The organism is Alishewanella maricola (genome assembly GCF_016343785.1).
Lineage (GTDB): Bacteria > Pseudomonadota > Gammaproteobacteria > Enterobacterales > Alteromonadaceae > Alishewanella > Alishewanella maricola.
On the sequence record NZ_JAEINI020000003.1, the window covers coordinates 64,121 to 88,632 of the forward strand.

At 46.4% G+C, this 24,512-nt stretch carries 21 protein-coding genes; 15 read left to right on the top strand and 6 right to left on the bottom strand.

What is annotated here, in order from left to right; all coding sequences use genetic code 11:
- Positions 1–42 precede the first annotated feature (42 nt).
- Genes JAO78_RS05885 through JAO78_RS05900 form a run of 4 tightly spaced genes read left to right on the top strand, consistent with a single transcriptional unit; the run spans position 43 to position 6,429 of the window.
- Entirely contained in the window at positions 43–3,708 is a 3,666-nt protein-coding gene (locus JAO78_RS05885; RefSeq protein WP_226750434.1) for an ATP-binding protein, read from the top strand.
- Positions 3,708–4,328 carry a hypothetical protein gene (locus tag JAO78_RS05890; RefSeq protein WP_226750435.1) on the top strand — a complete coding sequence of 207 codons (621 nt, stop codon included), beginning with the start codon at positions 3,708–3,710 and terminating at the stop codon, positions 4,326–4,328. The genes JAO78_RS05885 and JAO78_RS05890 overlap by 1 nt, the downstream gene beginning before the upstream one ends.
- Entirely contained in the window at positions 4,328–5,569 is a 1,242-nt protein-coding gene (locus JAO78_RS05895; protein WP_226750436.1) for a hypothetical protein, read from the top strand. The genes JAO78_RS05890 and JAO78_RS05895 overlap by 1 nt, the downstream gene beginning before the upstream one ends.
- On the top strand, positions 5,569–6,429 hold the full coding sequence (locus JAO78_RS05900) for a DUF7281 domain-containing protein (RefSeq protein WP_226750437.1): 861 nt from the start codon (positions 5,569–5,571) through the stop codon (positions 6,427–6,429). The genes JAO78_RS05895 and JAO78_RS05900 overlap by 1 nt, the downstream gene beginning before the upstream one ends.
- 37 nt (positions 6,430–6,466) lie before the next feature.
- On the opposite strand, the gene JAO78_RS05905 is transcribed toward JAO78_RS05900, so the two are convergent.
- Together JAO78_RS05905 and JAO78_RS05910 are read right to left on the bottom strand one after the other, a co-directional pair.
- Positions 6,467–6,745 (bottom strand): superinfection immunity protein, encoded by a 279-nt coding sequence (locus JAO78_RS05905; protein WP_226750438.1) that lies wholly within the window; start codon positions 6,743–6,745, stop codon positions 6,467–6,469.
- A gap of 11 nt (positions 6,746–6,756) precedes the next feature.
- Positions 6,757–8,211: an amidohydrolase family protein gene (locus JAO78_RS05910; protein WP_226750439.1), complete on the bottom strand. Its 1,455-nt coding sequence runs from the start codon at positions 8,209–8,211 to the stop codon at positions 6,757–6,759.
- Between the two features lie 205 nt (positions 8,212–8,416).
- Here JAO78_RS05910 and JAO78_RS05915 point away from each other — a divergent pair, with 205 nt between their 5' ends.
- From JAO78_RS05915 to glpD, 4 genes are all read left to right on the top strand, one after another.
- Positions 8,417–8,920: an RNA polymerase sigma factor gene (locus tag JAO78_RS05915; protein ID WP_226750440.1), complete on the top strand. Its 504-nt coding sequence runs from the start codon at positions 8,417–8,419 to the stop codon at positions 8,918–8,920.
- Positions 8,904–9,485: a hypothetical protein gene (locus JAO78_RS05920; protein ID WP_226750441.1), complete on the top strand. Its 582-nt coding sequence runs from the start codon at positions 8,904–8,906 to the stop codon at positions 9,483–9,485. Before JAO78_RS05915 ends, JAO78_RS05920 begins: the two co-directional genes overlap by 17 nt.
- A gap of 195 nt (positions 9,486–9,680) precedes the next feature.
- Entirely contained in the window at positions 9,681–11,177 is a 1,497-nt protein-coding gene (glpK, locus tag JAO78_RS05925; RefSeq protein WP_226750442.1) for a glycerol kinase GlpK, read from the top strand.
- A gap of 78 nt (positions 11,178–11,255) precedes the next feature.
- Entirely contained in the window at positions 11,256–12,743 is a 1,488-nt protein-coding gene (glpD, locus tag JAO78_RS05930) for a glycerol-3-phosphate dehydrogenase (protein WP_226750715.1), read from the top strand.
- Positions 12,744–12,759: 16 nt separating this feature from the next.
- On the opposite strand, the gene JAO78_RS05935 is transcribed toward glpD, so the two are convergent.
- Entirely contained in the window at positions 12,760–13,311 is a 552-nt protein-coding gene (locus JAO78_RS05935) for a histidine phosphatase family protein (protein WP_226750443.1), read from the bottom strand.
- Positions 13,312–13,547: 236 nt separating this feature from the next.
- On the opposite strand from JAO78_RS05935, the gene JAO78_RS05940 reads away from it, so the two are divergent.
- Positions 13,548–16,211 (top strand): M14 family zinc carboxypeptidase, encoded by a 2,664-nt coding sequence (locus JAO78_RS05940; RefSeq protein ID WP_226750444.1) that lies wholly within the window; start codon positions 13,548–13,550, stop codon positions 16,209–16,211.
- A gap of 66 nt (positions 16,212–16,277) precedes the next feature.
- On the opposite strand, the gene JAO78_RS05945 is transcribed toward JAO78_RS05940, so the two are convergent.
- Positions 16,278–16,973 (bottom strand): DUF4097 family beta strand repeat-containing protein, encoded by a 696-nt coding sequence (locus tag JAO78_RS05945; protein WP_226750445.1) that lies wholly within the window; start codon positions 16,971–16,973, stop codon positions 16,278–16,280.
- 424 nt (positions 16,974–17,397) lie between these two features.
- Here JAO78_RS05945 and JAO78_RS05950 point away from each other — a divergent pair, with 424 nt between their 5' ends.
- On the top strand, positions 17,398–18,132 hold the full coding sequence (locus tag JAO78_RS05950; RefSeq protein ID WP_226750446.1) for a PEP-CTERM sorting domain-containing protein: 735 nt from the start codon (positions 17,398–17,400) through the stop codon (positions 18,130–18,132).
- Positions 18,133–18,510: 378 nt separating this feature from the next.
- On the opposite strand, the gene JAO78_RS05955 is transcribed toward JAO78_RS05950, so the two are convergent.
- Positions 18,511–19,101, bottom strand: coding sequence for a hypothetical protein (locus JAO78_RS05955; RefSeq protein ID WP_226750447.1), 591 nt, complete (start codon positions 19,099–19,101; stop codon positions 18,511–18,513).
- 345 nt (positions 19,102–19,446) lie between these two features.
- On the opposite strand from JAO78_RS05955, the gene JAO78_RS05960 reads away from it, so the two are divergent.
- Positions 19,447–19,965 (top strand): DUF7482 domain-containing protein, encoded by a 519-nt coding sequence (locus JAO78_RS05960; RefSeq protein ID WP_226750448.1) that lies wholly within the window; start codon positions 19,447–19,449, stop codon positions 19,963–19,965.
- A 107-nt stretch (positions 19,966–20,072) separates the two neighbouring features.
- Here the strand turns inward: JAO78_RS05960 and JAO78_RS05965 are convergent, their stop codons facing one another.
- Positions 20,073–20,303: a hypothetical protein gene (locus JAO78_RS05965; protein WP_226750449.1), complete on the bottom strand. Its 231-nt coding sequence runs from the start codon at positions 20,301–20,303 to the stop codon at positions 20,073–20,075.
- 279 nt (positions 20,304–20,582) lie between these two features.
- Here JAO78_RS05965 and JAO78_RS05970 point away from each other — a divergent pair, with 279 nt between their 5' ends.
- The 4 genes from JAO78_RS05970 (at position 20,583) to JAO78_RS05985 (ending at position 24,510) form a co-directional block, all read left to right on the top strand.
- Positions 20,583–21,395 (top strand): PEP-CTERM sorting domain-containing protein, encoded by an 813-nt coding sequence (locus JAO78_RS05970; protein ID WP_226750450.1) that lies wholly within the window; start codon positions 20,583–20,585, stop codon positions 21,393–21,395.
- Between the two features lie 925 nt (positions 21,396–22,320).
- Positions 22,321–22,950 (top strand): hypothetical protein, encoded by a 630-nt coding sequence (locus tag JAO78_RS05975; RefSeq protein ID WP_226750451.1) that lies wholly within the window; start codon positions 22,321–22,323, stop codon positions 22,948–22,950.
- A gap of 240 nt (positions 22,951–23,190) precedes the next feature.
- Positions 23,191–23,985 (top strand): hypothetical protein, encoded by a 795-nt coding sequence (locus JAO78_RS05980; RefSeq protein WP_226750452.1) that lies wholly within the window; start codon positions 23,191–23,193, stop codon positions 23,983–23,985.
- Positions 23,986–24,138: 153 nt separating this feature from the next.
- Positions 24,139–24,510: a c-type cytochrome gene (locus JAO78_RS05985; protein ID WP_226750453.1), complete on the top strand. Its 372-nt coding sequence runs from the start codon at positions 24,139–24,141 to the stop codon at positions 24,508–24,510.
- The last annotated feature ends 2 nt before the right edge of the window (positions 24,511–24,512 follow it).

Here is a 24,512-nt window from a genome sequence, read left to right on the forward strand (position 1 = left end):
AGATAGCGGCGCAGTATTCTCGCGCCGCCGACAGGATGCGCTATGTCTCAATTACTTCGTATTGTGTTAATCCATACCCACCTGCCCGGTGTGGTCGAATTACAGTTGGATCAACACACCAATATTTGTGGTACCAATGCCTCAGGCAAAACCACCTTACAACGCTTAGTGCCGGTATTTTATGGTGAGCAACCCAACCGCGTAGTACCGAAAACCCGTAAAAAATTCGATGAGTTTTACCTGCCGTTTTCTAACAGCTACTTAATTTATGAATATCAGCGCGAGAGCGGTGATATTTGCCAAGTGGTACTGACCCGAAAAAGCGAAGGCGGTGTTGACTATCGCTTAGTGGCCGCGGCTTATCAAAGCGACTTTTACCTAACTCAAAGCGATGAAGGCGTAAAAGCACTCAGTTACAGCGATTGGGCCAGCGCCATGCGTGCTCGGCCGGATGTGCAAGTGTCAGCCAAAATCAGTGCCACCAGCGAGTACCGCAGTATTATTCAAAATGATGCGGCGGCATTGCGTGGTAACAACGCCGATAGCGTAAAGCTAAGGCGCTTAGCTGCCACCTTTAGTTTGGTTAGCAGTGGCCATAAATTGCGCCACATTGAAAAGCTGGTGAGTGCCGTGCATGCCAAAGAAGGCAAAATGGATACACTAAAAGCCATGCTAGCCGCCATTTTTGAGGAAGATGGCGTCACCTTACCTACCACTAAGGTTAAAAACACCAAGGCGCGCGAGTGGATCCAACAAATGCGTCAGTCGATGCGGTTGGACAAGCTACAACAAGATTTTGAGCGCTTAAAGCAATTAGCACTGCAGTTAGATGGCGCCGAAGGGCAGCTCAGTGCATTGTTACCGCTGTTACAACAAGATGAGCAACAGCAGAAACTGCGTAAGGCCGATGCCGAACAGCAGGTTAATCAGTTACGGGGTGAACTGCTGTTATTAAAAGAACACTTTAATGCACAGCAACTTGAGCACAATGGCAAACTGAGTAAAACCGAAGCCGATTTGCATGAAACCAGTGCGCGTTTAGATCAGTTACAACAGCGTTTCGATGATTATGACGCCAAAGATATGCCTAAGCTGCAACGTGATACTGATGCCCTACCCCTGTGGCGCGACACCTTGCAAGAAGTGGTCGAGCAGTATCAATTAATGGTGGAACAGCATGGTGATTTAGAACGGCAATTAGAACAGCGCAAAGCCAAACTGGCCGAAGCATTTAATCGCTTAAGTGAGCAGCATCGTGCCAAAGCACGGCAATTACAGCAGCAAAAAGACCAGACTCGGGAGCAGCAAGAAAACAAACTGGCGCTACTCGAGCAAAGCTTTCAAAGCCGCCTACAACAAGCCCAACAACAATTTGCTGAACAACTAACGCAACTGAGCAGTACCATTGCAGTACTTCAAAGCCAGTTAAATACTTCCCCCCTCACCGAAGTTGAACACGATGAATTGCGTGCGGCCGAACTGCGTTTAGAACAAGCCCAGCAGCAAGCCCAGCAACAAGCTCGGCAACTCCAGCAGTTGCAACAACAGCATCAAAAGGCTCGGCAAGAGCGTGAACAGGCTAATCAGCAGTTAGAGCAAAGCCGCAAGGGGCTGCATAGCGCCGAGCAACAATTACAGCAACTCAACCGACAACTGACGCCGGAACAAGGTAGTTTGCGCCACTACTTGCGCTTGCACTATAACGGCTGGGAGCAAAAGCTAGGCAAGGTGATCGATGAGCGCTTACTAGAACGCCAAGACTTACAGCCGCATTTGGCGGAATTGAGCGACAGCCTCTATGGTTTAAAGGTCGATCTCAGCGCCATTGATACCCCTGATTATGCGCAAGATGAAGCGGCCATTCGCCACCATATTCAAACGGCGGAGCAACAGCTACAACAAGCCCAGGCCAGCAAACTGCAAGCCGAAAAGCTATTAAAAGAGCGTTTCGAACAGGCCGAGTTGTGTCGTGCTCAAGTGGAGCAAGCCGAGTGGCAACTCACTCAATCTGAGCAAAACATTGACTATGCCCGTGACGCTCGCAATCGTTTACAAGCACAGCAACGCGAATTAACCAAACAACGGCAAAGCAGTGTGCGCGATACGTTGCAGAGCCAGCAGCAACAACTGGAAAAATTAAAGCAGCAGCAACAAGCTGATTTAGGCGCGCTAAAAGAAGATCATCAAAGCCAAAAGCTTGAATTAAAAACCGACTGGCAAGCAGAGTTATACGTTTTTGATGAACAAATTGACGAATTAGAGCGTCAACTTGAGCACAAACGCGACGATAACAAAAACCAAATTAAAGATCTGCAACAAGCCTTTAATGAAGAGTTATCGGCAAAAGGCATTGATCCGCGTCGTTTAACTGAGCTGAAGCAAAAACAAGATCAGCTAAAAACTGACATCAAAGCCACAGAGAATCGTCATGATGAACTGAATAATTGGCAAAAATTTATGGCGCTGGATTGGCAACAATTGCGGCCCCAGTTGCTCGCTCAAGAAACCGAATTAAAACAACAACAACGCAGCGGTAAACAAGCTTTAGAGCAGTTAAAAGCAGAATACAGTGCTCGCCAAAAGCAGCTGGAAGAACAAAAACGCCAGCAACAAGAGTTGATGAGCCAAGCAGAGCAGTTACTTAACCAATTAAAACCGGTACTCACTAAACTGCAAGAACTGCATTTAGCCAGTATTACCCCTTCATCCATGGCACCGTCTGCCGACAGTGTTGAGCGCTTAGCTCGCGCCAATGAAGCCTTAGAGCAGCGAAGCAAATTGGATAGCGCTTTAAAATTTGCCTTCGAGCAATTTGAAACCGTGCTGAGCAAAGATGCTGGCCCAGAGTTTTTAGACCGGCTCGAGCATGAAAAACGCAAATTGCCGGATTACGCCGGTAAACGCCAACAACTGCCTATTTTGCAAAACCTGCTAGAAATCTTAAAAGGCGCGCAACAGCAGTTACTTGAAATGGGCGAGAACATTGGCGGCGATTTAAAGAAATTCTTCACGGTGTTTAGTGATATTAACCGCCGTATTGCGCTGCAAAGCCGCCGTTTAAGTGAAGCGGTGGCGGATGATCTGGTACTAGAAGGTATTAGCCGCTCTGAAGTACGTATTTTATCAACCATTGACGAGTTGGGCTTTTGGCAGCCATTGAAACAGTTCGCCAAATTGTATGATGATTGGGCGGCGTCAGGTAAGGCTTTGCCATCAGAACATTATTTGAATGCCTTAGCTGATGTGGTCGATTTACTGCGCGCTGACGAGCAATACAGCATCGAATCGCTGCTCAGGTTAGAGCTACATTTAAGCGAAGGGGGCTCGGAATTAGTCATTAAAAACGATCGGCAACTGCTTGAATCGTCTAGTCATGGTATGGCTTACCTGATTTTATGTAAGTACTTATTAGCGTTCACCCGTCTCTTACGTGGCGAAGCTAAAGTGATGATCCACTGGCCTATTGATGAAATTGGCACCTTGGCCTATCACAACGTCGAAAAACTGTTTGCGGCCTGTAGCAGCAACGATATTGTCATTGTGGGTGCTTTCCCTAATCCAGAATCCGACGTGTTAATGCTGTTTCAACATCGCTATTTAATTGAGCCGAGCCAACAAGATCCAAGCCAGCGCCAGCTTAAACGCATTCAGCCGAAAGTCAGTCGTTTAGCCGAGCGATTAGCCCAGAAACAGCAGGAGGTAAGCTAATGTTACAACATGGACCTTTATTAGAGCGCCTGCTGGCCGGTGATTTTATTTGTCAGATCACTGATGAAGATGCTTATCGACATTTAAGCCAGGAACAAACGCAGCAAGAGATTAATCATTATTTGCGCCCACTGAATCGCCGCTTAGTCAGTAACGATGATCACAGTGTGTATTTCTTGGGGTTTCATGAGCTAACTAAAGAGGCACGTGAACACTTAAGCAGCCAATTTTCTTTAACCGTACAATCTTTGCTGCCGTTATTAGAGTGGCTACAACTGGTGCAAGAAACCTTAGGCCGCGACAGTGCGCTGACCGCCGGTGATACAATTAAATTGCAAGAGTTTGTGCTGCGCACCGAAGATAACCAAAGCTTGCGCCAGCGTTTAAATACGCTTGCCAGCGATCGCTTTTTCAATAGCCAAAGCGAGCAGTTAGATAACCAGGTTAAACTGATTTTCCGCCGCTTAAAAGAGCACGGTTACTTATTACAACCTCACGCTGAACGCCAATACTATGTGGTTACCGGTAAAATTGATTACCTTATTGATCTCATTCGTTTTATCCGCGATGAAGAGCATTTACCGGTTGATGACACCCCCACTCAAGAGGCGCTGATCTAATGGCGCCTTTAGAACCGGCAATCGCCTCGAACCTATTTAGCATCGGCGCTGAACGTTTAGCGTTATTGGGCAAGCATCATAAAGCCTTGATGCAAGGTTATGTCGATGGCTTTATTGACGAAAGTGCTTTTAGCGAAGGGGCGTTAAAAAAACTGATTGCCGCGCGCATCTTATGGCGCCCAGATGAACAGCAACCGTTGGCGCTACGGCCATTAGTTAGTGAATTAATTGCCAGTATGGTGGCTGATGAAAACCGCCGTCAGATCAATGCCGACGTTGCTGAAAAGCTAGAGCAGATCCGCAACCGAGTACAAGCCTATCGTGATGCCCAGTTTAAAGGCGATTACAGCGTGGCCGAGCTACAACTGCAACGCTTAACCGAACATGTGCATGACTTAAGTGGCCAGTTTGAAGAAGCCATCGACAGCTTATGGCATCGGCTTAACAGCGACTTTGGCTTTGTCAGTAGCCTCGATGATAAAATTCGTGAAAACGAACGCGCGCAAAAACAATTACGCCGCTTGCTCGATGGTTTAGATTTACTCGACTTTCACGAACTGATTGAGTTGTCGGAAGGGAATAATCACCTGCGAAAACTGCTGGTCAGTCAATTGCAAAACCAACTCAGCTCGCATCACAGCAGCTTGTTAGAAGTACAAAAACGCTTGGTCGAATTGCTGGCAAAATTCCGCCAACAGCAAGCACGCTCGTTGTTAATTGCCAATATGGCCGCGTTTTTACGGCAGCACCCTAAATATCAGCCTGCTGATTATCCTCATCGCAGTGACGTGCCTAGCTTGTTTAACCAAGCTGCCAGTATTAAACCGCAAGCCGCCATTGCGCTAGATAAGGCCACAGAGCGACAAGTGCTGGCAGAATTAGTCAGAGCGCTACCACGCCCAAGCAGCGTGATCATAACCGATACACAAAGCGCCAGCTTTAGCTTGCTGCTGCAAGACGAAGAAATTGCTGCGCGTCAGCAAGCGCTAAAAACGGATGTTGAAAACTTCTATCTGAGGGTGATTGATCAAGGCGGCAAGATCAGTGCCTTAGATTATCTGAGCACTCAGCAATTAAGCTGGGATAGCGAGATCTGGCTGTATCAGATCATAGCCGAATATCAGGCGTTACCGCTAGATGAAAAACAGATGTTTAGCATCACACGCGAAGAAGCCCCAGCCAGTGCCTTTAACGGCCTGTTGCTGATCCGCGATATTAATATTGGTTTAAAGGCAGCCTAATGCAGGCGGCACTCGGCTTACAGGCGCTGAACTGGCTGGCACAGCTAGAGCAGCGCCTTAAGCGCGATGGTCAGGTTGCCATTAGCAGCAAGGGCAAAGTCGCTCGACAGGTTATTGCTTGGTGTATCGAGCAACAGTTACTGCCAAGCCACAGCGCCAACTTACCCGTTGTGCAGTTTACTCTGCCGCTATTGGCACACATTGCCGAAGCACAATTGCAATTACAGCAAGTCTGTTTTCGCGCTAAGGTCTGTGAGCAAGATCGGCTGCAGCAAGCTCAGTACGCTAACCAAGAGCTGAAAAGTGCCGGGGCAAGCCCGCGACAAAACAGAGTATTGCTGAGGCTGAATACTGCCATCTCGCAAACGGGGTTAACCATAGCAACCGTTGATCTTGATTGGCGTGAGCTGCAGCTAAGCGAGTATGACGCCTTAGTCATCGTCGAAAACCTCGATTGTTTTTATCAGCTCACGCGCTTTCGCTTACACCACCGCTACCCAAACCCGTTGGTGATCTATCGGGGCGATAGCCACTATAGTACCGGTGGCAAAGCCCTGAACGACGCATGGCAACACACCGGTAAACCTAGCCTGTATTTTGGTGATGCCGATTTAGCGGGGTTAGCTATTGCCTTTAGTCTGCACTGCCAAAGCATCCTGTTACCTGAGTTTGCACAGTTTAAACAATGTGCTAGCTTCGACATGCAGGCTGATCAGCAACTAAAGTATCAAGATCAGCTGTTACGCGTAGAGGTTCATTCTGCATTTAAACCCTATCAACAACTTATTTGTCAGCAATTAAAGGGCTTGCGCCAGCAGCAAATGCAAGGCTTGGCGCTTTATGCCATTAACTTGCGCTAACACAGCGGCTTTATCGTCAGCCGCTGTGTCACTTGGTTTATGACTCGACTTTACTCACAGGGGCTAACTTTGCTTTTGCGGCGAGCTTATGACTCAGTTTGCCCGTTACCGCCCAAGCGAGCAGAGCAAACCACGCTATCCAAGACATGCCTGCCGGAATGTTTAACAGCGCAATCTTACCCAAATGCTGCCGATTAAAGATGGCCGCTAACACGCTGGGTAAAAACCAGACGGCCAGAAACACCAAACCAAAACCCACTAACCCAAGGGTGTTCATTTGTTGTAGTTCAGCGATGAAGGCATTAATGGTATCCATGATGGGGCTCCTTACTTGGTGGTGGTGTTAGCCGCAATGCCGGCTGTGGGTAAAAATGGGTTAGCCGCGTTTTGTAACGAGGCCACAGTGTGCAGTTTGCCGCCTTGCACCACGCTCTGAATACGTTGTAATGCGCTTAAATCCTGCAAGGGGTTATCTGCCAACACGATAAAGTCTGCCGCATAGCCTGCACTCAACTGGCCAATTTCTTGGCCCAAACCCAAGTGGCGTGCTGCATCACTGGTGGTTAATTGCAGTACCTGCCAAGAGGTTAGGCCTGCTTGTTGATGTAATTGCATTTCACGCAATAAAAATGGGCCACTACTGACCGCATCGGTGCCCAGTAATAAAGGTACACCAGCTTCATACAGGCGGCGGATCAACTCCAGTACTTTGGGTAGTTGCTGTTGTGCAGCTGCGAAATCTTGCTCGGTCCAGTTGTATACCAACATGCCCATATTGGCGCGCCAGCTTTGCCGCACATCAGGATGCAATACGCTGAGCGCTTGCTCTGGATATAATTGGTTTGAATCCGCAAAGTGATAGAGCAATTCATTGAAGGTCGCAGTCAGATCCACCCGAATCTGTTTCTCAGCCAAAGTACGAAACAACCTTTGTAAGGCTGGGCTGTCAAAATCGACATACTCAAACCACTGATAAACATAGCGGGTGTCGTAAGGGTTCTTGCGCAGTGCTAAATACTCGGTACGCGCAGGCTCAGCTAACAACTCGGCACTAGTCGGTAAAGCATGCGTTAAAGCATCAATACCCAAATCGGCCGCATATTGCCAGCTCACGCCATCTAAATGCGCGATGGTTTTTAAGCCCGCCGCTTTTGCTAACTTAATGCCTTGTGCCAGTTCGGCTCGCGTTAAGCCCTGATATAACTTTATAAAGTTGACACCCAGTGCTTGCTGCCGTGCGATCTCGGTTTGCCAACTGGCCTCAGTACTCGGATAAACTGAACCGCCAATAATGGGGGTTGGCTCAAACACTTCACCGGCGTATAGCATTCTAGGCCCTAGCCAAGCCCCATGTTGCTGCTTGGCAACATAATGCGCATTGGCGGCCGCTTCACCGGCAGGATTAAAAATGGTGGTCACACCCGCCGCTAAGGTGGTTAAAGCATGGTACTGCGTAAGCTCTGGCGTGCCCGTCACCGCTAACACCGGTTGGCCGTTACGCATTTCTACCCGATGCGGCCCTGCGGTCATATGCAAATGAGCATCCACCAGCCCCGGCAACACATACTGCTGTTGTAAATCGATCTGCGTGACTGCGTTAGGTAACGCACCTTGCCCGGTTTGCACAATGCGCCCATCTGCGACTAACAACCAAGCATCACGGGTTTGTTGCTGTGTGGCCGGCTCGATGACCGTTGCATTGTGGTAAAGCACCGTTTCAGCCAGCACACTTTGACTCAGTAGTGCCGAAAACAATAACGGCTTGATAATATCCTTCCTCATTACGCGCTCCTGTTGTTGCGTGAGTCTTTTGTCGGTTATCTGTTAAGTCGTGCGAGTTGAAAAAACTGTTACAAAAAAAATTATTTTTATTTTTGTAACAGTTAGCACGTTGCGGCAGACTAGAACTAAAAATGGCTCACGCGCGATCAGGCGATGCAGAGCCGAATCATTTAAGGATAAGTCGCTATGGTTTTAGTAAGGCATTATGACTGTTGATCTCGCACTTCAACTTTGGCTGCAGTATCAAGCAGCAATTAGCCGCACCTTAATGAGCTATGAGGCCGATCCGTCTTTACGCCAAGATTTAGCACAAGAAGCCTATCTGGCCTTACATCGATCCGCAGAGAAATTAAGCCAAGTAGATAACAAACGCGCCTATTTGTTTCGAATTGTGCATAACGTAGTGGTCGACCATATCGCCGGCGCAACCCGCATGGCTTGGCAGCCGCTAGAAGAGCAGCATCTCAATGAGTTACAAAGCGACTGCCCCTCAGTGGCATTTTCCTCACAGCAACAAAACAATGTGTTGTTACAAGCCGTGCGGCAATTGGCACTATCCCATCGGCAAGTACTTACCTTGGCGATGGAAGATATTGATGAGAAAGAGATCGCCGATATTCTCGGCATCAGTTACGGTGCCGTGCGAGTAAGAATGAATCGCGCCAAAACGGCTTTACAGGAGATCTTGCAACATGCAACCGCCCTTTGATTTTAAGCAGCTCAGCAAAGCGTGGCAGCAACAACCAACGCAGCCACTGGCCACGGATTTACGTGCCGCAAAACGCCAGCAAAATTATCAACGTTGGCAATATTGGGCCGAACTCACTGCTGCGGGGCTACTGCTAATAATGGGCAGCAGCCAATTGTTCGGTGAACGAACACTTTTGGATATGTTCGCAGCGCTATTTTTGTTTGCCGGCGCCATAAGTATCGTACTGACCAGCGTGAGCCTGCACCGCCCCTTACTCAATTATTCTGACTGGAGTAGCCAAGGCTTGCTGCAATTTCGCTTAAAAAAATGCCGCACGTCAGTGTGCTATTTGCGTTACAACCAATACAGTTGCTTTGCGTTGCTATTGTTTGTGATAACGCTGTGGGGCCTAGCCTGGTGGCAGCCAGCGCAAGTTCCAAACATCTTGCTACAAGTATATAGCTTCTTAGTGCTCCCAGGCTGCGCTATAGGTTGGTGGCTATTCGGCAGGAAACGGCAACAAGCAAAGAAGCAACTGGCGCATCTAGAGTTGTTGTATACGGAGTTTCAAGAAAGCGAATAAAAAAGGTGCCAAGCGACCGAATAAGAAATTTAAAGCAGTTAAATACTCAGTTTCACTTACGGTTATAGCCAATTTGTGTTTATATTAAAGTCACTTATCTTATTTCTAGCATGAGTCGACGTAGCTGTTAGTGGCACTAACTCTAAAGCGCTAGCAGCGATGTGGCTATGCTCAGATCCATGCGACGGGAACCCCATGGCAGAGTATTTACTGGCAATCGACCAAGGTACGACCAGCTCTAGAGCCGTTCTGTTCAACTTACAAGGCCAACTACTGGCCAGTGCCAGTGAGACCTTGGAGCAACATTTTCCAAAAAATGGCTGGGTAGAACACAAACCCGAGGATCTGTGGGGGTCGGTGCTGCGTTGTTGCCAACAGGTACTCGCTAAGCAACAAATCACGGCGGCTCAGGTCAAAGCCTTGGGCATTACCAATCAACGCGAAACCACGCTGGTGTGGCACAAAAGCACCGGCAAAACCCTTTATCCGGCCATCGTCTGGCAAGATCGACGCACCAATGACTATTGTGAACAATTGCGCACGCCCGAATTTGTCGAGCTGATCAGTAGCAAAACCGGTTTATTACTCGACCCTTATTTTTCTGCCAGCAAAATCCGCTGGATCTTAGATAACGTCCCCGGCGCCCAACAACAAGCCGCACGCGGCGAGCTCGCTTTTGGCACCGTAGACAGCTTTTTACTCTGGCAACTGACCGCAGGTAAAGTGCATCGCACCGATGCCACTAATGCCTCTCGCACCCTGCTATTTAATATTCATAACCAGCAATGGGACCCTGAGCTACTCGAGGTCTTTGACATCCCAGCCAGTATGCTACCCGAAGTCATGGATAGTGCAGCCTATTTTGGCGAAACTGAGGCCGCCTTGTTTGGTCAGCCTATTGTGATTGGCGGCATGGCAGGTGATCAACAAGCAGCGCTGATTGGTCAAGCCTGTTTTGAGCCCGGTATGGCTAAAAGTACCTATGGCACAGGCTGCTTTTTAATGCTTAACACCGGCGAAAAGCCTCTAAAATCGGCCAATAAGCTGCTCACCACTATCGCGTATCGCTTAGATGGCAAGGTCACCTATGCCATCGAAGGCAGCATTTTTATGGCCGGAGCCACCATGCAGTGGATTGTGGAAGGCTTAAAATTATTACGCAACGCGGGCGAGAGTGAAACCATGGTGCAACATGTATCCCATGACCATGGCGTGTTCTTAGTTCCCTCATTCACCGGTTTAGGCGCTCCGTATTGGGATGCCAACGCCAGAGGCGCTATTCTTGGTTTAACCCGCGATACCGGCATCGATAAAATTGTAGCCGCTGCGTTACAATCAGTGGGGTATCAAACCAAAGACCTCCAAAAAGCCATGGAAAAAGACGGCCTGCGACCAACCGTGTTGCGGGTCGATGGCGGTATGGTCAGCAATAACTGGGTATTAGCCTTTTTGGCCGATATTTTAGGTGCTATTGTTGAGCGGCCCGACAACACCGAAACCACCGCGCTGGGCGCCGCCTATTTAGCCGGCTTGCACTGTGGGGTTTTTAGCTCTACTGCAGAACTAGCTAAGTTATGGCATTGTGAGCGACGCTTTGAACCCACCATTAGCGCCAGCGAACGGCAGCAACTGTATGCCAAATGGCAACATGCAGTGGCACAAGTTCGTTTACCAAGCAACGATTTAACTTAGTAATCAGTCTATTATTTAGAGAAGCCTCAGCGTAGCTATTAAACCTCATCAGCAAACAGAAGGAAGTCTAACTTGATCATGAAAGTAGATGTGGTGGTGATAGGCGGTGGCGTTAACGGTACCGGTATTGCTAACGACGCCGCCGGGCGCGGTTTAAAGGTCTTGCTGTGCGAACAAGCCGATTTAGCTTCTGCTACGTCATCTAAAAGCAGTAAATTGATCCATGGTGGCTTACGCTATTTGGAGCATTTTGAATTTAACTTGGTCAGAAAAGCGCTCGCCGAACGGGAGATTCTATTAAAAAATGCACCGCATATTATGTGGCCTTTGACCTTTTATTTACCTTACCAAGCCCATTTGCGCCCAGTATGGATGATTTGGCTAGGGCTATTTCTATATGACCATTTGACCACTCGCCGTAAATTACCGGCATCGCGCAAAGTAACATTCGACGCCACTAGCCCGCTCGAATCGAGTATCAAAGTTGGCTTTGAATACGCCGATGGTTGGGTTGATGATGCCCGCTTAGTGATTTTGAATGCCTGTGCCGCGCGCAACAGAGGTGCTAGCATTTATACCCATATGCGCTGCATTCAAGCCCAACGACAAGATGATTATTGGTGTTTAACTTTACGCCATAAAGATAACGGTGATGTATTTACCGTGCACAGTAAAGCCGTGGTAAATTCCACCGGGCCATGGGTTAACCAACTGTTTAGTGAGGCTTTCGCACAGCCTAGCCCGCAAGCAATTCGCTTGGTCAAAGGCAGCCATATTGTGGTGCCTCGCTTACATTCGCAGCCACAAGCTTATATTTTGCAGAATGAAGATCAGCGTATTGTTTTTGCTATTCCTTATGAAGATCAGTTTACGCTGATTGGCACTACCGACGTCGAATATCAAGGGGATCCAGCAGATGCCAGTATCAGCTCTGAAGAAACAGACTATTTGCTCGCGGTGATTAATCACTACTTTAAACAAAAAATTACCACAGCAGACATTGTGCATAGTTTTGCTGGCGTACGGCCATTGCTCGAAGATGAGTCCAGTTCGGCGCAAAGCGTCACCCGTGACTATAAGTTAGCACTGGATACCGTGGATGATCGCCTACCCTTAATTTCAGTTTTTGGCGGTAAAATCACCACCTATCGCACCTTGGCTGAATCCGTAGTCGATCAACTGGCGCCTTTTTTCCCGCAACAAGGGCCACGTTGGACCGCAGACAGTGCCTTACCGGGCGGCGACTTCGCTGATCAAGCCTCACTAAAGCAGCATTTGCTGCAACATTACCCTTGGCTTGCGCCAAGTTTTTGCCAACGCTTGGTTCGCACCTATGGCACCTTAAGCTTTCACATACTGGCAGAAGCACAAACCGAAACCGATCTAGGCCAGCATTTCTTTGCTGATCTATGGCAAGCCGAAGTGGATTACTTGCGCAGCGTCGAATGGGCACACTGTGCCGAGGATATTTTATGGCGTCGCACCAAACTGGGTTTACAGGCCACACCCGAGCAAGTGCAAGCCTTAACCGATTACTTGCAACATAACACCTCCACGACGGCTTAGCGAATAAACAGTGGCGTTAAGGCGCTACACGCGCTAACACCTTTACGGGCTTTTTTAGTGGCAGGGCGATAATCAGCGCTTCGGCCGATTTCGGAAAAATGCCGGTGAGCTCGGTAAGGTTAACTTGATGAGTCACTAAAACAGTAGGTTGCGTCACGGTACTGCTGGCAAAATACTCTATTAAAGCTGCAGTTTGCTGGTTACGACTACCGCGACCAGCGAAAAAAGAATTGAGTATCGGTAATGGCTTCACCTCGCCCACTGCCATGTAGGATGCGGTGTCTAAACAACGACACCACTGACTACTATAAACGCTGATCTGAGCAGTAGTCCGTTGCCGCAAACGTTGCCCCCAAACCACCGCCTGCTGCTGTCCTTGGCTATTGAGGTTACGCTGCGTACTGCAATCTGCCAGCTGAAAATTAGCTGGATCGCCAATACCTGGCGCAAGGGCATGGCGCATCACTAACAGTGCTTTACCCTTTTGCCAAGCCTGCCAAGCGGCCTCGGTATCTGCCAACACGTTAGCACTGAACATTAACAACACAAGCCATTTGACAAGTTTCATTAGAGTATCCTTTTCGGGGCGACACATCATAGTTGCAAGCCATGACGCATGCTGCATAACCCTTGTTCACAACACCTGATATAGGCTACGCATTAAAGCGCTAAAACGATTAATCTGAATCTATTTCGCCATTTACCGAGGCCTATAGCAACTTGAGCGAAACTCTAGCAGGTGCGGCTTGCCTTTACCCTTACGAGCTTCTACATTAGTTTTTTTCGTTTTTAGGATGCTAATTTATGCGCGCCTTATATCTCGCAAGTTGCCTTGCGTTTCCGACATTAGCCATGGCGGCTTCGCCAACAACAGTGCCGTTTTTTCCCGATAGTCAATATCAAAACGATGTTGTCTCAATTGAGCAACGCTTAGGGCATGCGCTGGGCGAGCGCATTTCAGCGCCAGCTGAGATTTTAAGTTATTTTGAAACCCTGGCCAGCAGTTACCCAGAGCGCATCAAATTAGTGAAGTATGGCGAAAGTTGGCAAGGTCGGCCGTTATTTTATGCGGTGATTGGTAGTGCTGATAACCTGGCCAAGTTAGACCGTTTAGAAAGTGATATGCGCCGTTTGGCCGATCCACGTAACTTAAACAAAGCCTCTGCAGATGCGCTAATTAATAGCTTACCCGCCAATGTGTGGCTTGCCGGCGGCGTGCATGGTAACGAAATTAGCCCACCGGAAGCGCTGATGGGCCTAGCCTATCATTTACTCGCAGACCAAAGCGCTCAAACCCAAGCCATCTTGACCAATACCCTGGTGTATATCGAGCCTATGCAAAACCCGGATGGCCGCAACCGCTTTGTTAGCCGTTATTACGCCACAGTCGGTATCGCGCACTCCGCAGATCGTTTCTCAGCAGAGCAAAACGAACCTTGGCCAAATGGCCGCACCAATCATTATCTGTTTGATATGAACCGCGATTGGATCTCGCTGACCCAACCTGAAATCAAAAATCAGGTAAGAGTGTTACAGCAGATGTTTCCGCTGATCTTTGTCGATTCGCATGAAATGGGCGGCGATCAAAGTTTTTACTTCAGCCCAGAAGCAGAACCTTACAACCCACTGGTCACCGGTGCACAGCGTGAAAGCTTAGATTGGTTAGGCCAAAACAACGCCAAATGGTTTGATCAGCTTGGCTATGATTATTTTACTCGGGAAATTTTTGATGCCATGTATCCTGGCTACGGTGCCAGCTGGCCACTGTACTATGGCGGCATCGCCACAACCTACGAAATGGGCTCAGCTCGCGGCCATAACTATCGCCGTACCGATGGCAGCATTTTAACGTATGCCGATGGCGTACAACGTAACTTTATCGCTTATATGTCTACGCTTGAAACCGCCAGTAAGCGCGCCAAAGACCTATTACAGCGCTTTTACAGCTATCGGCAAACATCGCTCACTCAGGGTGAGAAAGATGGCATCCGCAGCTATATTTTCCCTGCCACCCGTGATGCCGCTGGCCACCAAAAATTAATGGGCGTGCTCACCCAACACGGCATTACCGTTAACCAAGCCACGGTCGATTTTCGGGCTTGTGGTAACAGTTATCAGCAAGGCGCTTACGTGGTTAATGCCGCGCAGTCAACTTATCAGTTAATTCGCAATCTGCTAGATGACGACGTCAAAATGGCTGAAGCCTTTATTGCTCGCCAGCAAGACCGTCGCTCGAAAAACCTGCCTGATGAAATTTATGACGTGACCGCCTGGTCATTACCGTTGATGTATAACCTGGAAGTAAACCGTTGTAACCGCGCGGTAGACGTTGCCAACACAATCGTGGGCCCAGAGACCACCTTAGCCGGTAAAGTCACGAATACCGATGCCAGTTATGGCTTCATTGTACCTTGGGGCGATATGGCGGCTGCGCGCTTGTTAAGCCACGCACTGCAGCAAGGTTTAACGGTTAAAAGCAGTGACTTACCATTTACGCACAGCAATGGTGTACGTTATCCCGCTGGCAGTTTAATTTTAAGCCATGCCGATAACCCGCAGTTAGCTAGTAAAATTCAACAGCTTGCACAGAGCAGCGGCGCTAATGTTACCGGCATTAATAGTAGCTGGATTAAAGATGGGCCAAATTTTGGTTCAGGCAATGTGCAGAACATCCCTAATGCTAGAGTGGCCCTGTTATGGGATGAACCGGCGAACCCATTAAGTGCCGGTAGCGCGCGTTTTGTCTTAGAAAAAGGCATTGATTACCCGGTAACGGCTATTCGCCCGGCACAACTGTTACGTGCTGAACTGCGCCATTACGACGTACTGATCTTGCCAGCAAGCCAAGGCAATTATAATCAAGCTTTGGGAGCTCAAGCTCAACAAAAAATTCACGACTTTGTTAGTCGCGGCGGTGTGTTAGTGGCGCTGGGTAATGCAACCGATTGGTTGATCCAAGGTGATAAGCCGCTGTTGAATAGCAAGCGGGAATTTAAAGTCAGTGAGCAAAAGAAACCTGAAGCTGAAGCGCAAGTCGCCGGTATGCTACTAGAAAACCGTGAACTGTATCAGCAGCGCTTAGAAGCATTTCAAGCGCAGCCTGATAGCGTGTCTGGATTTTTAGCGCGAGCCGAAGTAGACCAAGATCATTGGCTAACCGCTGGGGTGCCAGCGAATGTGAACAGCATCTTTGTTGGCAATTATATCTATCAGCCACTAACGCTGGCACATGGTCGCAATGTACTGACTTTCGCATCACCAGAAAAGCTTGTTGCCGGGGGTTTTGTTTGGGAAGAAAATCGCCAGCAAATTGCGCATAAACCGTTGTTAATGGTGCAAGCGCAAGGTCGTGGCCAGGTTATTGCGTTTACACAAGAGCCTAATTTCCGTGCCTATGTCGACGGCATGCATCTGTTGTATATCAACGCGGTATTCCGCGGTGCGGCGCACGCCACTCCACTGCGTTAAGGCTTTACACGTTTCATGATTCGCTAAAAACGGCAGGCTGGAAAACCTGCCGCTTTTTTTGGCCCGCTACTCGGTGTATTGCTTTACCACGCGTGCTGCCAGTGCGGCATTTTCTAATTTCAAATTCACCTCTTGTTTTAAGATGATCTGCCCCTGCACGTTTGAATCGGCACTGATGGTTAAGGTTGCCGGTTTATGCTTATCATTACCAAACCAGCTAAACCAACTTTTGCGGGCAGTGCGCTCGGCATAAACCAGATCGCCCTGTACTACTGAGCCTGCCAGTAAACTAACATTACCGTTTAACGTCGTTAGATTTCCAGCGATTTGGCTGCCTTCAATTTTCAAGGTGCCATTCACCGTACTAACATCGCCCGCTACGGTACTGCCGTTGATCACCATGTCGCCATTCACCGTACTCAGTTCGCCCATCACCTTGCTACCTGAGGCCAGTTTAATACTGCCATTTACTGTTGAGGTATCTCCGGTAACCTGCGCTCGCTCTGCCAAAGTAATACTGCCATTTACCGTAGATGCCGATTGTACCTGACTATCCTCCGCTAAATTGATGCTGCCATTAACGGTGCTAACCTCGCCCGCTACGCTGCCGGCGGCCACTTTAATACTGCCATTCACTTTGGAAATATCTTCCGCATTTTGCGTGGCAGTTTCTGCCGCCTCCGCGGAAAAAGGCATAACACCGCCAACATAACAGGCAGCTAAAGTAAGGCTAACAGCCAGGGTTAAGGTGCTCAGTTTCATAAATAGTGCTCACAAGTAATTACGTTATATGGAACATTGCAAAAATACAGCCAACTTAATAAGTCTATAAATAACAGCATGTTAAAAAATCGCACTGAAACTAAGTTAGTCGTTTTCACTAAAAAATAGTCGAGAAATTTACGTTCAGCGAATTAATTCGCTCTTTTTTGGCGCATCAGCTGAGGCAAAATGTCACCTTGCGGTGAAACACTTTTTTTTGCAAAAAGAAAGTGTCGCGATAAAAAATTAAAGTAATAGTATCCTCTAACTTAGTTTTCCATTTCAAACTAATGAATACGCTACACCGTCAGAAAAATTTACACATTAAATTGATGTTTAAAATATTACTCAATAAAAACAATGACATGAAATTTGGCGCGAAAAATGCTTAAAAACTTGCAATTTTTACTTAATGGAATAAATTATGAGACTAATCAAATATTTAATTGCAGCTATAGCTATATCAGGATCTACTGCTAGCAACGCAGCAATAATCACAGTACAAGGATCTAATGTTTTAAATAATGGTGTAACTATGTCAGTTACTGAAGCAAGGTCTGCTTGGGAAGCTCTATTATTTTCGCATACATTAGACACTATTATCGGCGCAACTGGCACAGGTGCAAACGGTATTACAACCACTGCAGGTAATGTGTATAAAAACATAGGTAACGGAAGTAGTATTAGCATTTCAAACTCTAGCGCTCTTGGCAGCGGACCAGCGATAGGCGGGTCGAGAAATGGCGCATCAAGAATTAGTTTTGATGTCTTTTTCACAAGCCCTGTAAATGCAGTAGCTTTTGATGTTTATGATAATGATGGTGGTGGTATGCAGTTAATATTAACTGATGCTAACACTGGTTTAGAAACCCTCTTCGATTTCAACTCTACATTAGGGTCCGGCCATAGTGAATTCTTTGGCGTGGTTTTTGACCCAACAACTTTTGTTTCTTCCTTAAGAGTCGGCGGAACAGATCCTGGTGGTGTCACTACTTGGGATAACTTTTCATTTGGTATCGGCCAACAAGCTGTTGATTCCTGTACTTTGAACCCTAACCAACCACAATGTACTAACGTTAGTGTTTCTGAACCTGTATCACTAGCATTATTTGGCTTCGGACTAGCAGGTTTAGCTCTAAGACGCAGAATCAAAAAGTAAAACATTCATATTACTGGTGCATTTTGCTTAAAACGCACCAGTAATTATTAATAGTTAACCAATTTTTAGGTATTCTCACAACTACTGTGCAGATATGTCATACGGATATATTAATATTAAACGTCATAGTTCCGAATTCAGTACACTATCTCTTTAAAATTTTTTTATGGAAACTTATTTAATCGCTTGCCCCTATTAAACGACACCGCTGTATCAAGCCAAATCAATATAAAATCTAAGCCATTTTTTGCAATAATCTAACATCATTAAATGAATGTAAAAAATATTACTAACACTATTAGAATCAGAGTGTAGCAACTTCACGCTCACACTTAAATTGAATGTACAAACGCACTGCAATACAGATTAAAACGGCTTTTAATTGATATTTTGCAATGGCGCCTGCCAGCCTTGCGCTACTTTAGCCGCACATACCGGATTACCTTCAGCAACCAGTGACTCGGCAAAAAACCATTCTTTAAATACTTGCCACTCATCATTGATGGGGCTTTGGCACTTACCATTCGCCTGCTCAGCAAATACTGCATCACTACATTGCGGCGTGTTATCCAATTTGCCGTGATAAGCATACGCATAGACGACCTGACAATGGCTACTGACGTAGGTACGAAACACCACTAACCAACCTTGCTGATAACGCACCACACTAAAACTGGGAATATTGTGTTTTACCGCAGTCGCAATAATCTCAGGGGCTTGCACGTCCTTTAACAGCGTTAACTCACCGTTTTGGCGCTGGCGAATTTGAATAGTCTCGCCCCGCCGCCAGGCGAAGCCATCATACTCGGTTTCATCTGCCGCCTGAGTTAGCGCAGTTAACCCCGTAACATCGCGCTTCACCTCTTGGCGGATAGTGCGCTCCACTTGCGCCGCTTCAGAAAGGGTTTGCATTTTATCGCAGGCCACAAGTAGCCCTAACATGAATATAACTAACGTCGTTTTACGCACATTGTTCACCTTAATTTAATCCCACAGACATTATTGGCATAGCTGCCCTGTTTTTAACCATTAAACCATAATGGCGACTATTTATCAGGCTGTGCGGGCCAGAAGAAAGCAAACGGGCATAAAGCCAGTTTCCGCAGATATAAAGGGGTTATGAGTGAATATGGACGCTAAGTATCTAGCGGTTAATCTCTAATCTCAAACACTTACCATAAAAAATACGTTCACTTTCACCTTATTAAGTCAGCGCCATGCTAGGCTTACCTAAAACAAATCATCATCGCGCCTTAGAAGTAGCGCTTTGCTAACTCTTGCAGCGCCAAGCAGCAAATCAAATAGAGGTCAGTCATGAAATTCGCCATTTTTTCTACCATCGTTATTGCACTACTCTCTGCTTGTACCTCACCTGTATTCGATGCCGGACGCAGCGAAACCGTGTTACCGCTTAGCAGAGCGTGGATCGATGGCCGAGTCGTCGAGTACATCACAACTGACATCTCTGACTTGGCAATGGCTCAAATGATGGGAGCAAACCATGTACCTAAACTTGCCTCAGCAATCAACATGCCCAGAGGCTCTTCTATTGTAGAACGCGTGTACAAATTTCCTAACGAAGAACAAATCAGCGTTTTTCAGTCTGCACCGGATCCGGTTGGTGCCGAGAACAAAGACCGCAGTTACAGCCCACTTTGGCGAGTCGTAATGGTTAGATGGTCCACGCAAGCAACCCCGCGCGAACTAAAGTCTGAAGAAGACGTACTGGCTGCAGAGGAGAATAAAGAAGTCGTGCTAGAGATGACAAATATTGTGGTGAACTGCCCCGTGACACGCAGCGAAAATGGCCAAGCGCTTCGGGGGGTGCGCTAAGCATGTTTCGTCTTTGTTACAAACACTGAGTGGCATTCGTTTGTAACGTACATAGCACTTCTAACTCTCGGTAACTCTCGGGGTTCAAATACCCAGCTCTCAGAGTTTTACGTTTTCACCTTTGGCGAGATACTTTCTTTTGCATCGCCAAAAGAAAGTATCCAAAGAAAATACCCCACTTCCGCTCGAAAGCCCAACTGCTCATGCGTCGTCCAAGGCGAAAACGTAACTCGCGCGGCGCTACCGTCGCCGCACTCAAACACCCGTTTTCTTAAACCTTGGTCAACGATGAACAGTCGGCTCGCTGCAAAGGGGGATAAATACTGCGAGGGTGTCATTTTTTGTCAGCTTGGTGCCAAAACTAGCCGTTTGGACCGTTCAATATTTGTCCACCACACACTATTTATTTTAACGCTTAACGTCTTATTACAAATGACACTTAGATATAAACCGTAAGCAATGATGGCTAACACCATCGTCAGAAATTTTTACACTAGCGAGAGTGAATAAAAGTTAATACTACATAATTACCTGTTATTTAAATTAATTATTTTATGGCGCAGTTATTGCTAATTTTTGATTGCATAAAAAATAATAACCAATAAAGAGGTTGCTTTATGAACAGTAAAACTAAGCTTGGCTCGTTGTTGAATTCAATTTTTTTGTTATTCCCCATGCTTTTTTTTGTATCTACAGTAAAAGCTGACATTATTCGTTTTAATTTTGATACAGAATCCTTTTTTAATCGAACGGCTGTATCAAATGGTTTCACGCACAACTCAGATGGCTCAGGCAATGCATTTGGTAGTACTGGCTTGAATGGTTCGGTGACTGGCTCAATTGATATTAATCGCTCAGCCACTGGTGAAAGCACTATCAGTAATTATTTGTTACAAGTTATTATGCCCCACGGTATTGCGCCAGGATTTAACTTTCCTCAGTGGACTATCCAATATTCATCTTCAACGCTAATGCAGCCCGGCGCTGGTGCAACAGCGCTTTTATACAGCAATGGTTACATGTTCATTCAACAAGAATTTATGTTTGACCCGTTCTATGGTCCTGCCACCCCGCAAAATACGTGGTACAACCCCTTAGTAAGGCAAGAGTATTTGTTTCGCGTAGATCTTATGATGAGTGGTGTTCCTGGAGCTGGCCCTAACGGTGGCTTAGGATTAGCAGTCGACAGAGTTGATGTGCGTTGCGCCGTGCCAGGCGATGCCCGCTTAACGTGCAATGGGTTTGGTTCAGTAGGTGAGTCAAACTACTCTGACTGGGATTCGACGGAAGGGCTAGCCTCTTCTTTTGAAATCTTACCTTCTAATCCACAAGACCCGGCCGCTCCTGTGCCAGCTCCCTCGACCTTATCAATGATGTTGCTGGCTTTTGCTGGTTTGTTGGTATCGCGTCGTCGAACGCTTAGTCGCTGATCCCAAACGCTTCATTCGCCAGGATGTATGTAGGGCAAGTTAAGATAAAAGTAAACTTTGGCTGGAGATGTCTTTTGCAGGGATGAAAAAGAGGAGCGTGAAGGGAGGGATTTACCGCGAGCTCCAGCCGAAGCTTTACGCAGCGGTTAACCTTTTCGCCATGGGCGAGAGACTTTTTTTCGTCGCCAAAAGAAAGTATCTAAAGAAAATGCGGCTCAATTTCGCTCGAAAGCCCGACTGTACCTGCGATGTCCAAGGCGAAAACATCACTTGCGCAGTGCTACCGTCGCTGCACTCAACCACCCGTTTTCTTAAAACCTTGGCCAACGATGATCAGTCGGCTCGCTGCAAAGGAGGAGATTTTTCGTAGCGGTATGTACTTGGCTGAACAACCGATGTGTGCCAAAAGCGGACTTAATATAAAGCATCTACGGATAGTGATTCATCACAAAAAAATGTATACATGTAACCTAAATGTTGTACTGAGTCATAGCGACAATCTGGTGTAAAAAGCATCAAGGCGTTATAGCCTGTTGATAGTAATGAATCTGAATGATCCTGGTTTTTATTCTTGAGGATGGCGAACTTGAGATAATTACTAAGGAAATTATCGAGCACGGACATATAGCAATACAAGCGCGATAAAAATTCTTAAGCAAGAGCTGTTGTAATGAAGGCGAATGTCCGGGTAACGTCATAAGTGAAACTTATATAATGTGCCTTACTTGTGGGCAGCACTAGCAATCAGCTGCAACGTCCCCATTTACGCTGCGCATGACAACATGATACAGGGACTAGGGCAATATTTTGTCTGACGCAGGCATAGCAACGCCTTATACATTGGGCTTTTGCCTTAACTACAAAGCCGCCCGTGCTGCGGGCTTTGTGTGAAAATTTGATCTTACTGGTTAATATAAGGATGTTTATGAAAAATGTATTTTTTAGACCTTGGGTCGGAAGTGAGTATGGGTTAGATGGTTCTGTTTTTAATCAAAAAATTTTAGTTTTAGGTGATTCCCACTACACAGATGAATCTGAAATTATGAATTGGGTTGAAGATCTTGAACAATCATGTGATTTCACTACAGGTGTTATGAATGATTATTTAAACCCAGAGTTAGGTGGGAATTGGAAGTCAACCTTTACAAAGTTCATGAATAGCCTAGTACTAAAAAGTGTTCACAGTGAACGTAGCCCCATCGAATTATGGAATTCCGTAGCATTCTATAACTATTTACAAATTCCAGCAGGGACAACTAGTCGTCTTACTCAGCATTTTAATTATTCAAAAGAAAAAGATAGGAATGCACTACTAGAAGTTATCGAGGAGCTAAATCCTGACATAATAATCAGTTGGGGTAATAAAGTCTGGGATGCATTACCTGAAAACTTTGGATATGGACATTATGTCGCTAGTGAAGATTTTAGTAATTTTTACTATAAATATCCTTACAAAAATAGAGAACTAAAACTTCTTGGCGTTACTCACCCATCGACCTCTTATAAATCATCTTATTGGGCAGATGTATTCTCTAAAGTAGGTGTAAATATTTAGTTTTCACATTGATGAAGAGGGCACTTGGCATATTCTGGAAAATAAGTGCCTAGAATCTTATTGTGAGGCCAAACTTTCTGTCAGCCATGTTGATGAAGGTGATATTGTATTTTTCTTACACAAGTGGTGTGGTAGCCGCAGCTAAAGTAAAAGGTAAAGCATGTAATTCAACGTTGTTAAATCTAAATGGAGCAGAAGGTCAACCCTTGCTCCATAAGATTAAATAAATTAAGGCTCAATATGAATGATGGTAAATTTTTAAAGAATATCTTTACTATTGGCGACTCATCAGCCTCAAATGCGGAGGTTTTTGTTAGAAATTGGGGGGTTGGCTGGGTTGAGCATAACCGACTGTCAGATCAGCTAAGCTCCTTAAATCTAGATGATATTTTCAGTCTTTTGGTCGTTGACTCAGATGTGTCATCGTTAAGTTTAACTAAATCCGTTTCAGGTCAATTTAAAAATCCGGATGGTTTTGAAGTTATTATTCTGGCTGAGACCCCGCTAAAGTCTGAACAACTTGAGATTATAGCGGAAATCGATAAAGGTCTCTCAAATTCGAATGTTAAGGTTGTTTGTCAGGACTCATTAAGCAATATTCTTGAATGTTATGCTCATATCCTATGCGGTTTTTCGTATACCAGCCTCGACTTTAATGACATTCATGAATGGCTACATGCAGGAACAACTTTTCTTTCTGCCGGAGTATATATAGACGAAGCTGTTAAAAACGAATTGCCATACATGTTGTATTTGCAGCTTACTGATCTTCAAGCTCAATATAAAAAATTAGAACTGAAAGTTGCTGCTATTAATGTCGTTTTTTTAGGTGAATATATTTCTCAAGACTTATTTTCGGCATCATTGGCCATGATATCGGGCAGTTTTTCTCATGACTTAAACCTCACTGTACACAGCAATATTCATGACACACATCAAAATGGGAAGGTGGGTTTCAAAATATTTGCATCTTTGAAAAAGAAAGAATCTGTCACCATCGATAAAAATGAGATACCAGTTTTCCTTTTGAGGTAATGACCGCTATTCGCTCAAAGCGGCAACAAAAGTACTTAACTGATATTACTCTTCAACATCTATACTCTCAACGCTCTTTATGTTGCATGCCATAGAAAAAATAGGCTTAACCAGCAAGTTGTGGCAAGCTACATGAATAATAAGGAGAAGTGTATGCGTAAAGCCATGTTCATTTTCGCCGCCATGCTCTTAGTGGCTTGCGATAACAATATGACGCAACCACCCGCACCTAGCCGAGACTATACGCCAGCAGAGCAGCAAACGTTAGCCGCGGGTAGTGCACGGGCACGCACCTGTGCAGCGTGTCATGGGCCGCGAGGTATCTCTCGCAATGCCATGTACCCACATCTTGCGGGGCGCTCGGCTAACGAGCTGAGTGCGGCACTAACGGCTTATCGTGATGGTGAGCGAAAGCATGCCATTATGAGCCCGCAAGCACGCGGTCTTACTGATGATGACATTACCCTACTAAGCAAATATTTCGCGTTACTGCCTGCGGCTGCCACAGCAACCACGGCAGAATAAGG

Bases quoted from the DNA above. Each gene is read 5' to 3' on its own strand.
- JAO78_RS05885 (WP_226750434.1), top strand. From the start codon at position 43: ATGTCTCAATTACTTCGTATTGTGTTAATCCATACCCACCTGCCCGGT.
- JAO78_RS05890 (WP_226750435.1), top strand. From the start codon at position 3,708: ATGTTACAACATGGACCTTTATTAGAGCGCCTGCTGGCCGGTGATTTT.
- JAO78_RS05895 (WP_226750436.1), top strand. From the start codon at position 4,328: ATGGCGCCTTTAGAACCGGCAATCGCCTCGAACCTATTTAGCATCGGC.
- JAO78_RS05900 (WP_226750437.1), top strand. From the start codon at position 5,569: ATGCAGGCGGCACTCGGCTTACAGGCGCTGAACTGGCTGGCACAGCTA.
- JAO78_RS05905 (WP_226750438.1), bottom strand. From the start codon at position 6,745: ATGGATACCATTAATGCCTTCATCGCTGAACTACAACAAATGAACACC.
- JAO78_RS05910 (WP_226750439.1), bottom strand. From the start codon at position 8,211: ATGAGGAAGGATATTATCAAGCCGTTATTGTTTTCGGCACTACTGAGT.
- JAO78_RS05915 (WP_226750440.1), top strand. From the start codon at position 8,417: ATGACTGTTGATCTCGCACTTCAACTTTGGCTGCAGTATCAAGCAGCA.
- JAO78_RS05920 (WP_226750441.1), top strand. From the start codon at position 8,904: ATGCAACCGCCCTTTGATTTTAAGCAGCTCAGCAAAGCGTGGCAGCAA.
- glpK (WP_226750442.1), top strand. From the start codon at position 9,681: ATGGCAGAGTATTTACTGGCAATCGACCAAGGTACGACCAGCTCTAGA.
- glpD (WP_226750715.1), top strand. From the start codon at position 11,256: ATGAAAGTAGATGTGGTGGTGATAGGCGGTGGCGTTAACGGTACCGGT.
- JAO78_RS05935 (WP_226750443.1), bottom strand. From the start codon at position 13,311: ATGAAACTTGTCAAATGGCTTGTGTTGTTAATGTTCAGTGCTAACGTG.
- JAO78_RS05940 (WP_226750444.1), top strand. From the start codon at position 13,548: ATGCGCGCCTTATATCTCGCAAGTTGCCTTGCGTTTCCGACATTAGCC.
- JAO78_RS05945 (WP_226750445.1), bottom strand. From the start codon at position 16,973: ATGAAACTGAGCACCTTAACCCTGGCTGTTAGCCTTACTTTAGCTGCC.
- JAO78_RS05950 (WP_226750446.1), top strand. From the start codon at position 17,398: ATGAGACTAATCAAATATTTAATTGCAGCTATAGCTATATCAGGATCT.
- JAO78_RS05960 (WP_226750448.1), top strand. From the start codon at position 19,447: ATGAAATTCGCCATTTTTTCTACCATCGTTATTGCACTACTCTCTGCT.
- JAO78_RS05965 (WP_226750449.1), bottom strand. From the start codon at position 20,303: ATGACACCCTCGCAGTATTTATCCCCCTTTGCAGCGAGCCGACTGTTC.
- JAO78_RS05970 (WP_226750450.1), top strand. From the start codon at position 20,583: ATGAACAGTAAAACTAAGCTTGGCTCGTTGTTGAATTCAATTTTTTTG.
- JAO78_RS05975 (WP_226750451.1), top strand. From the start codon at position 22,321: ATGAAAAATGTATTTTTTAGACCTTGGGTCGGAAGTGAGTATGGGTTA.
- JAO78_RS05980 (WP_226750452.1), top strand. From the start codon at position 23,191: ATGAATGATGGTAAATTTTTAAAGAATATCTTTACTATTGGCGACTCA.
- JAO78_RS05985 (WP_226750453.1), top strand. From the start codon at position 24,139: ATGCGTAAAGCCATGTTCATTTTCGCCGCCATGCTCTTAGTGGCTTGC.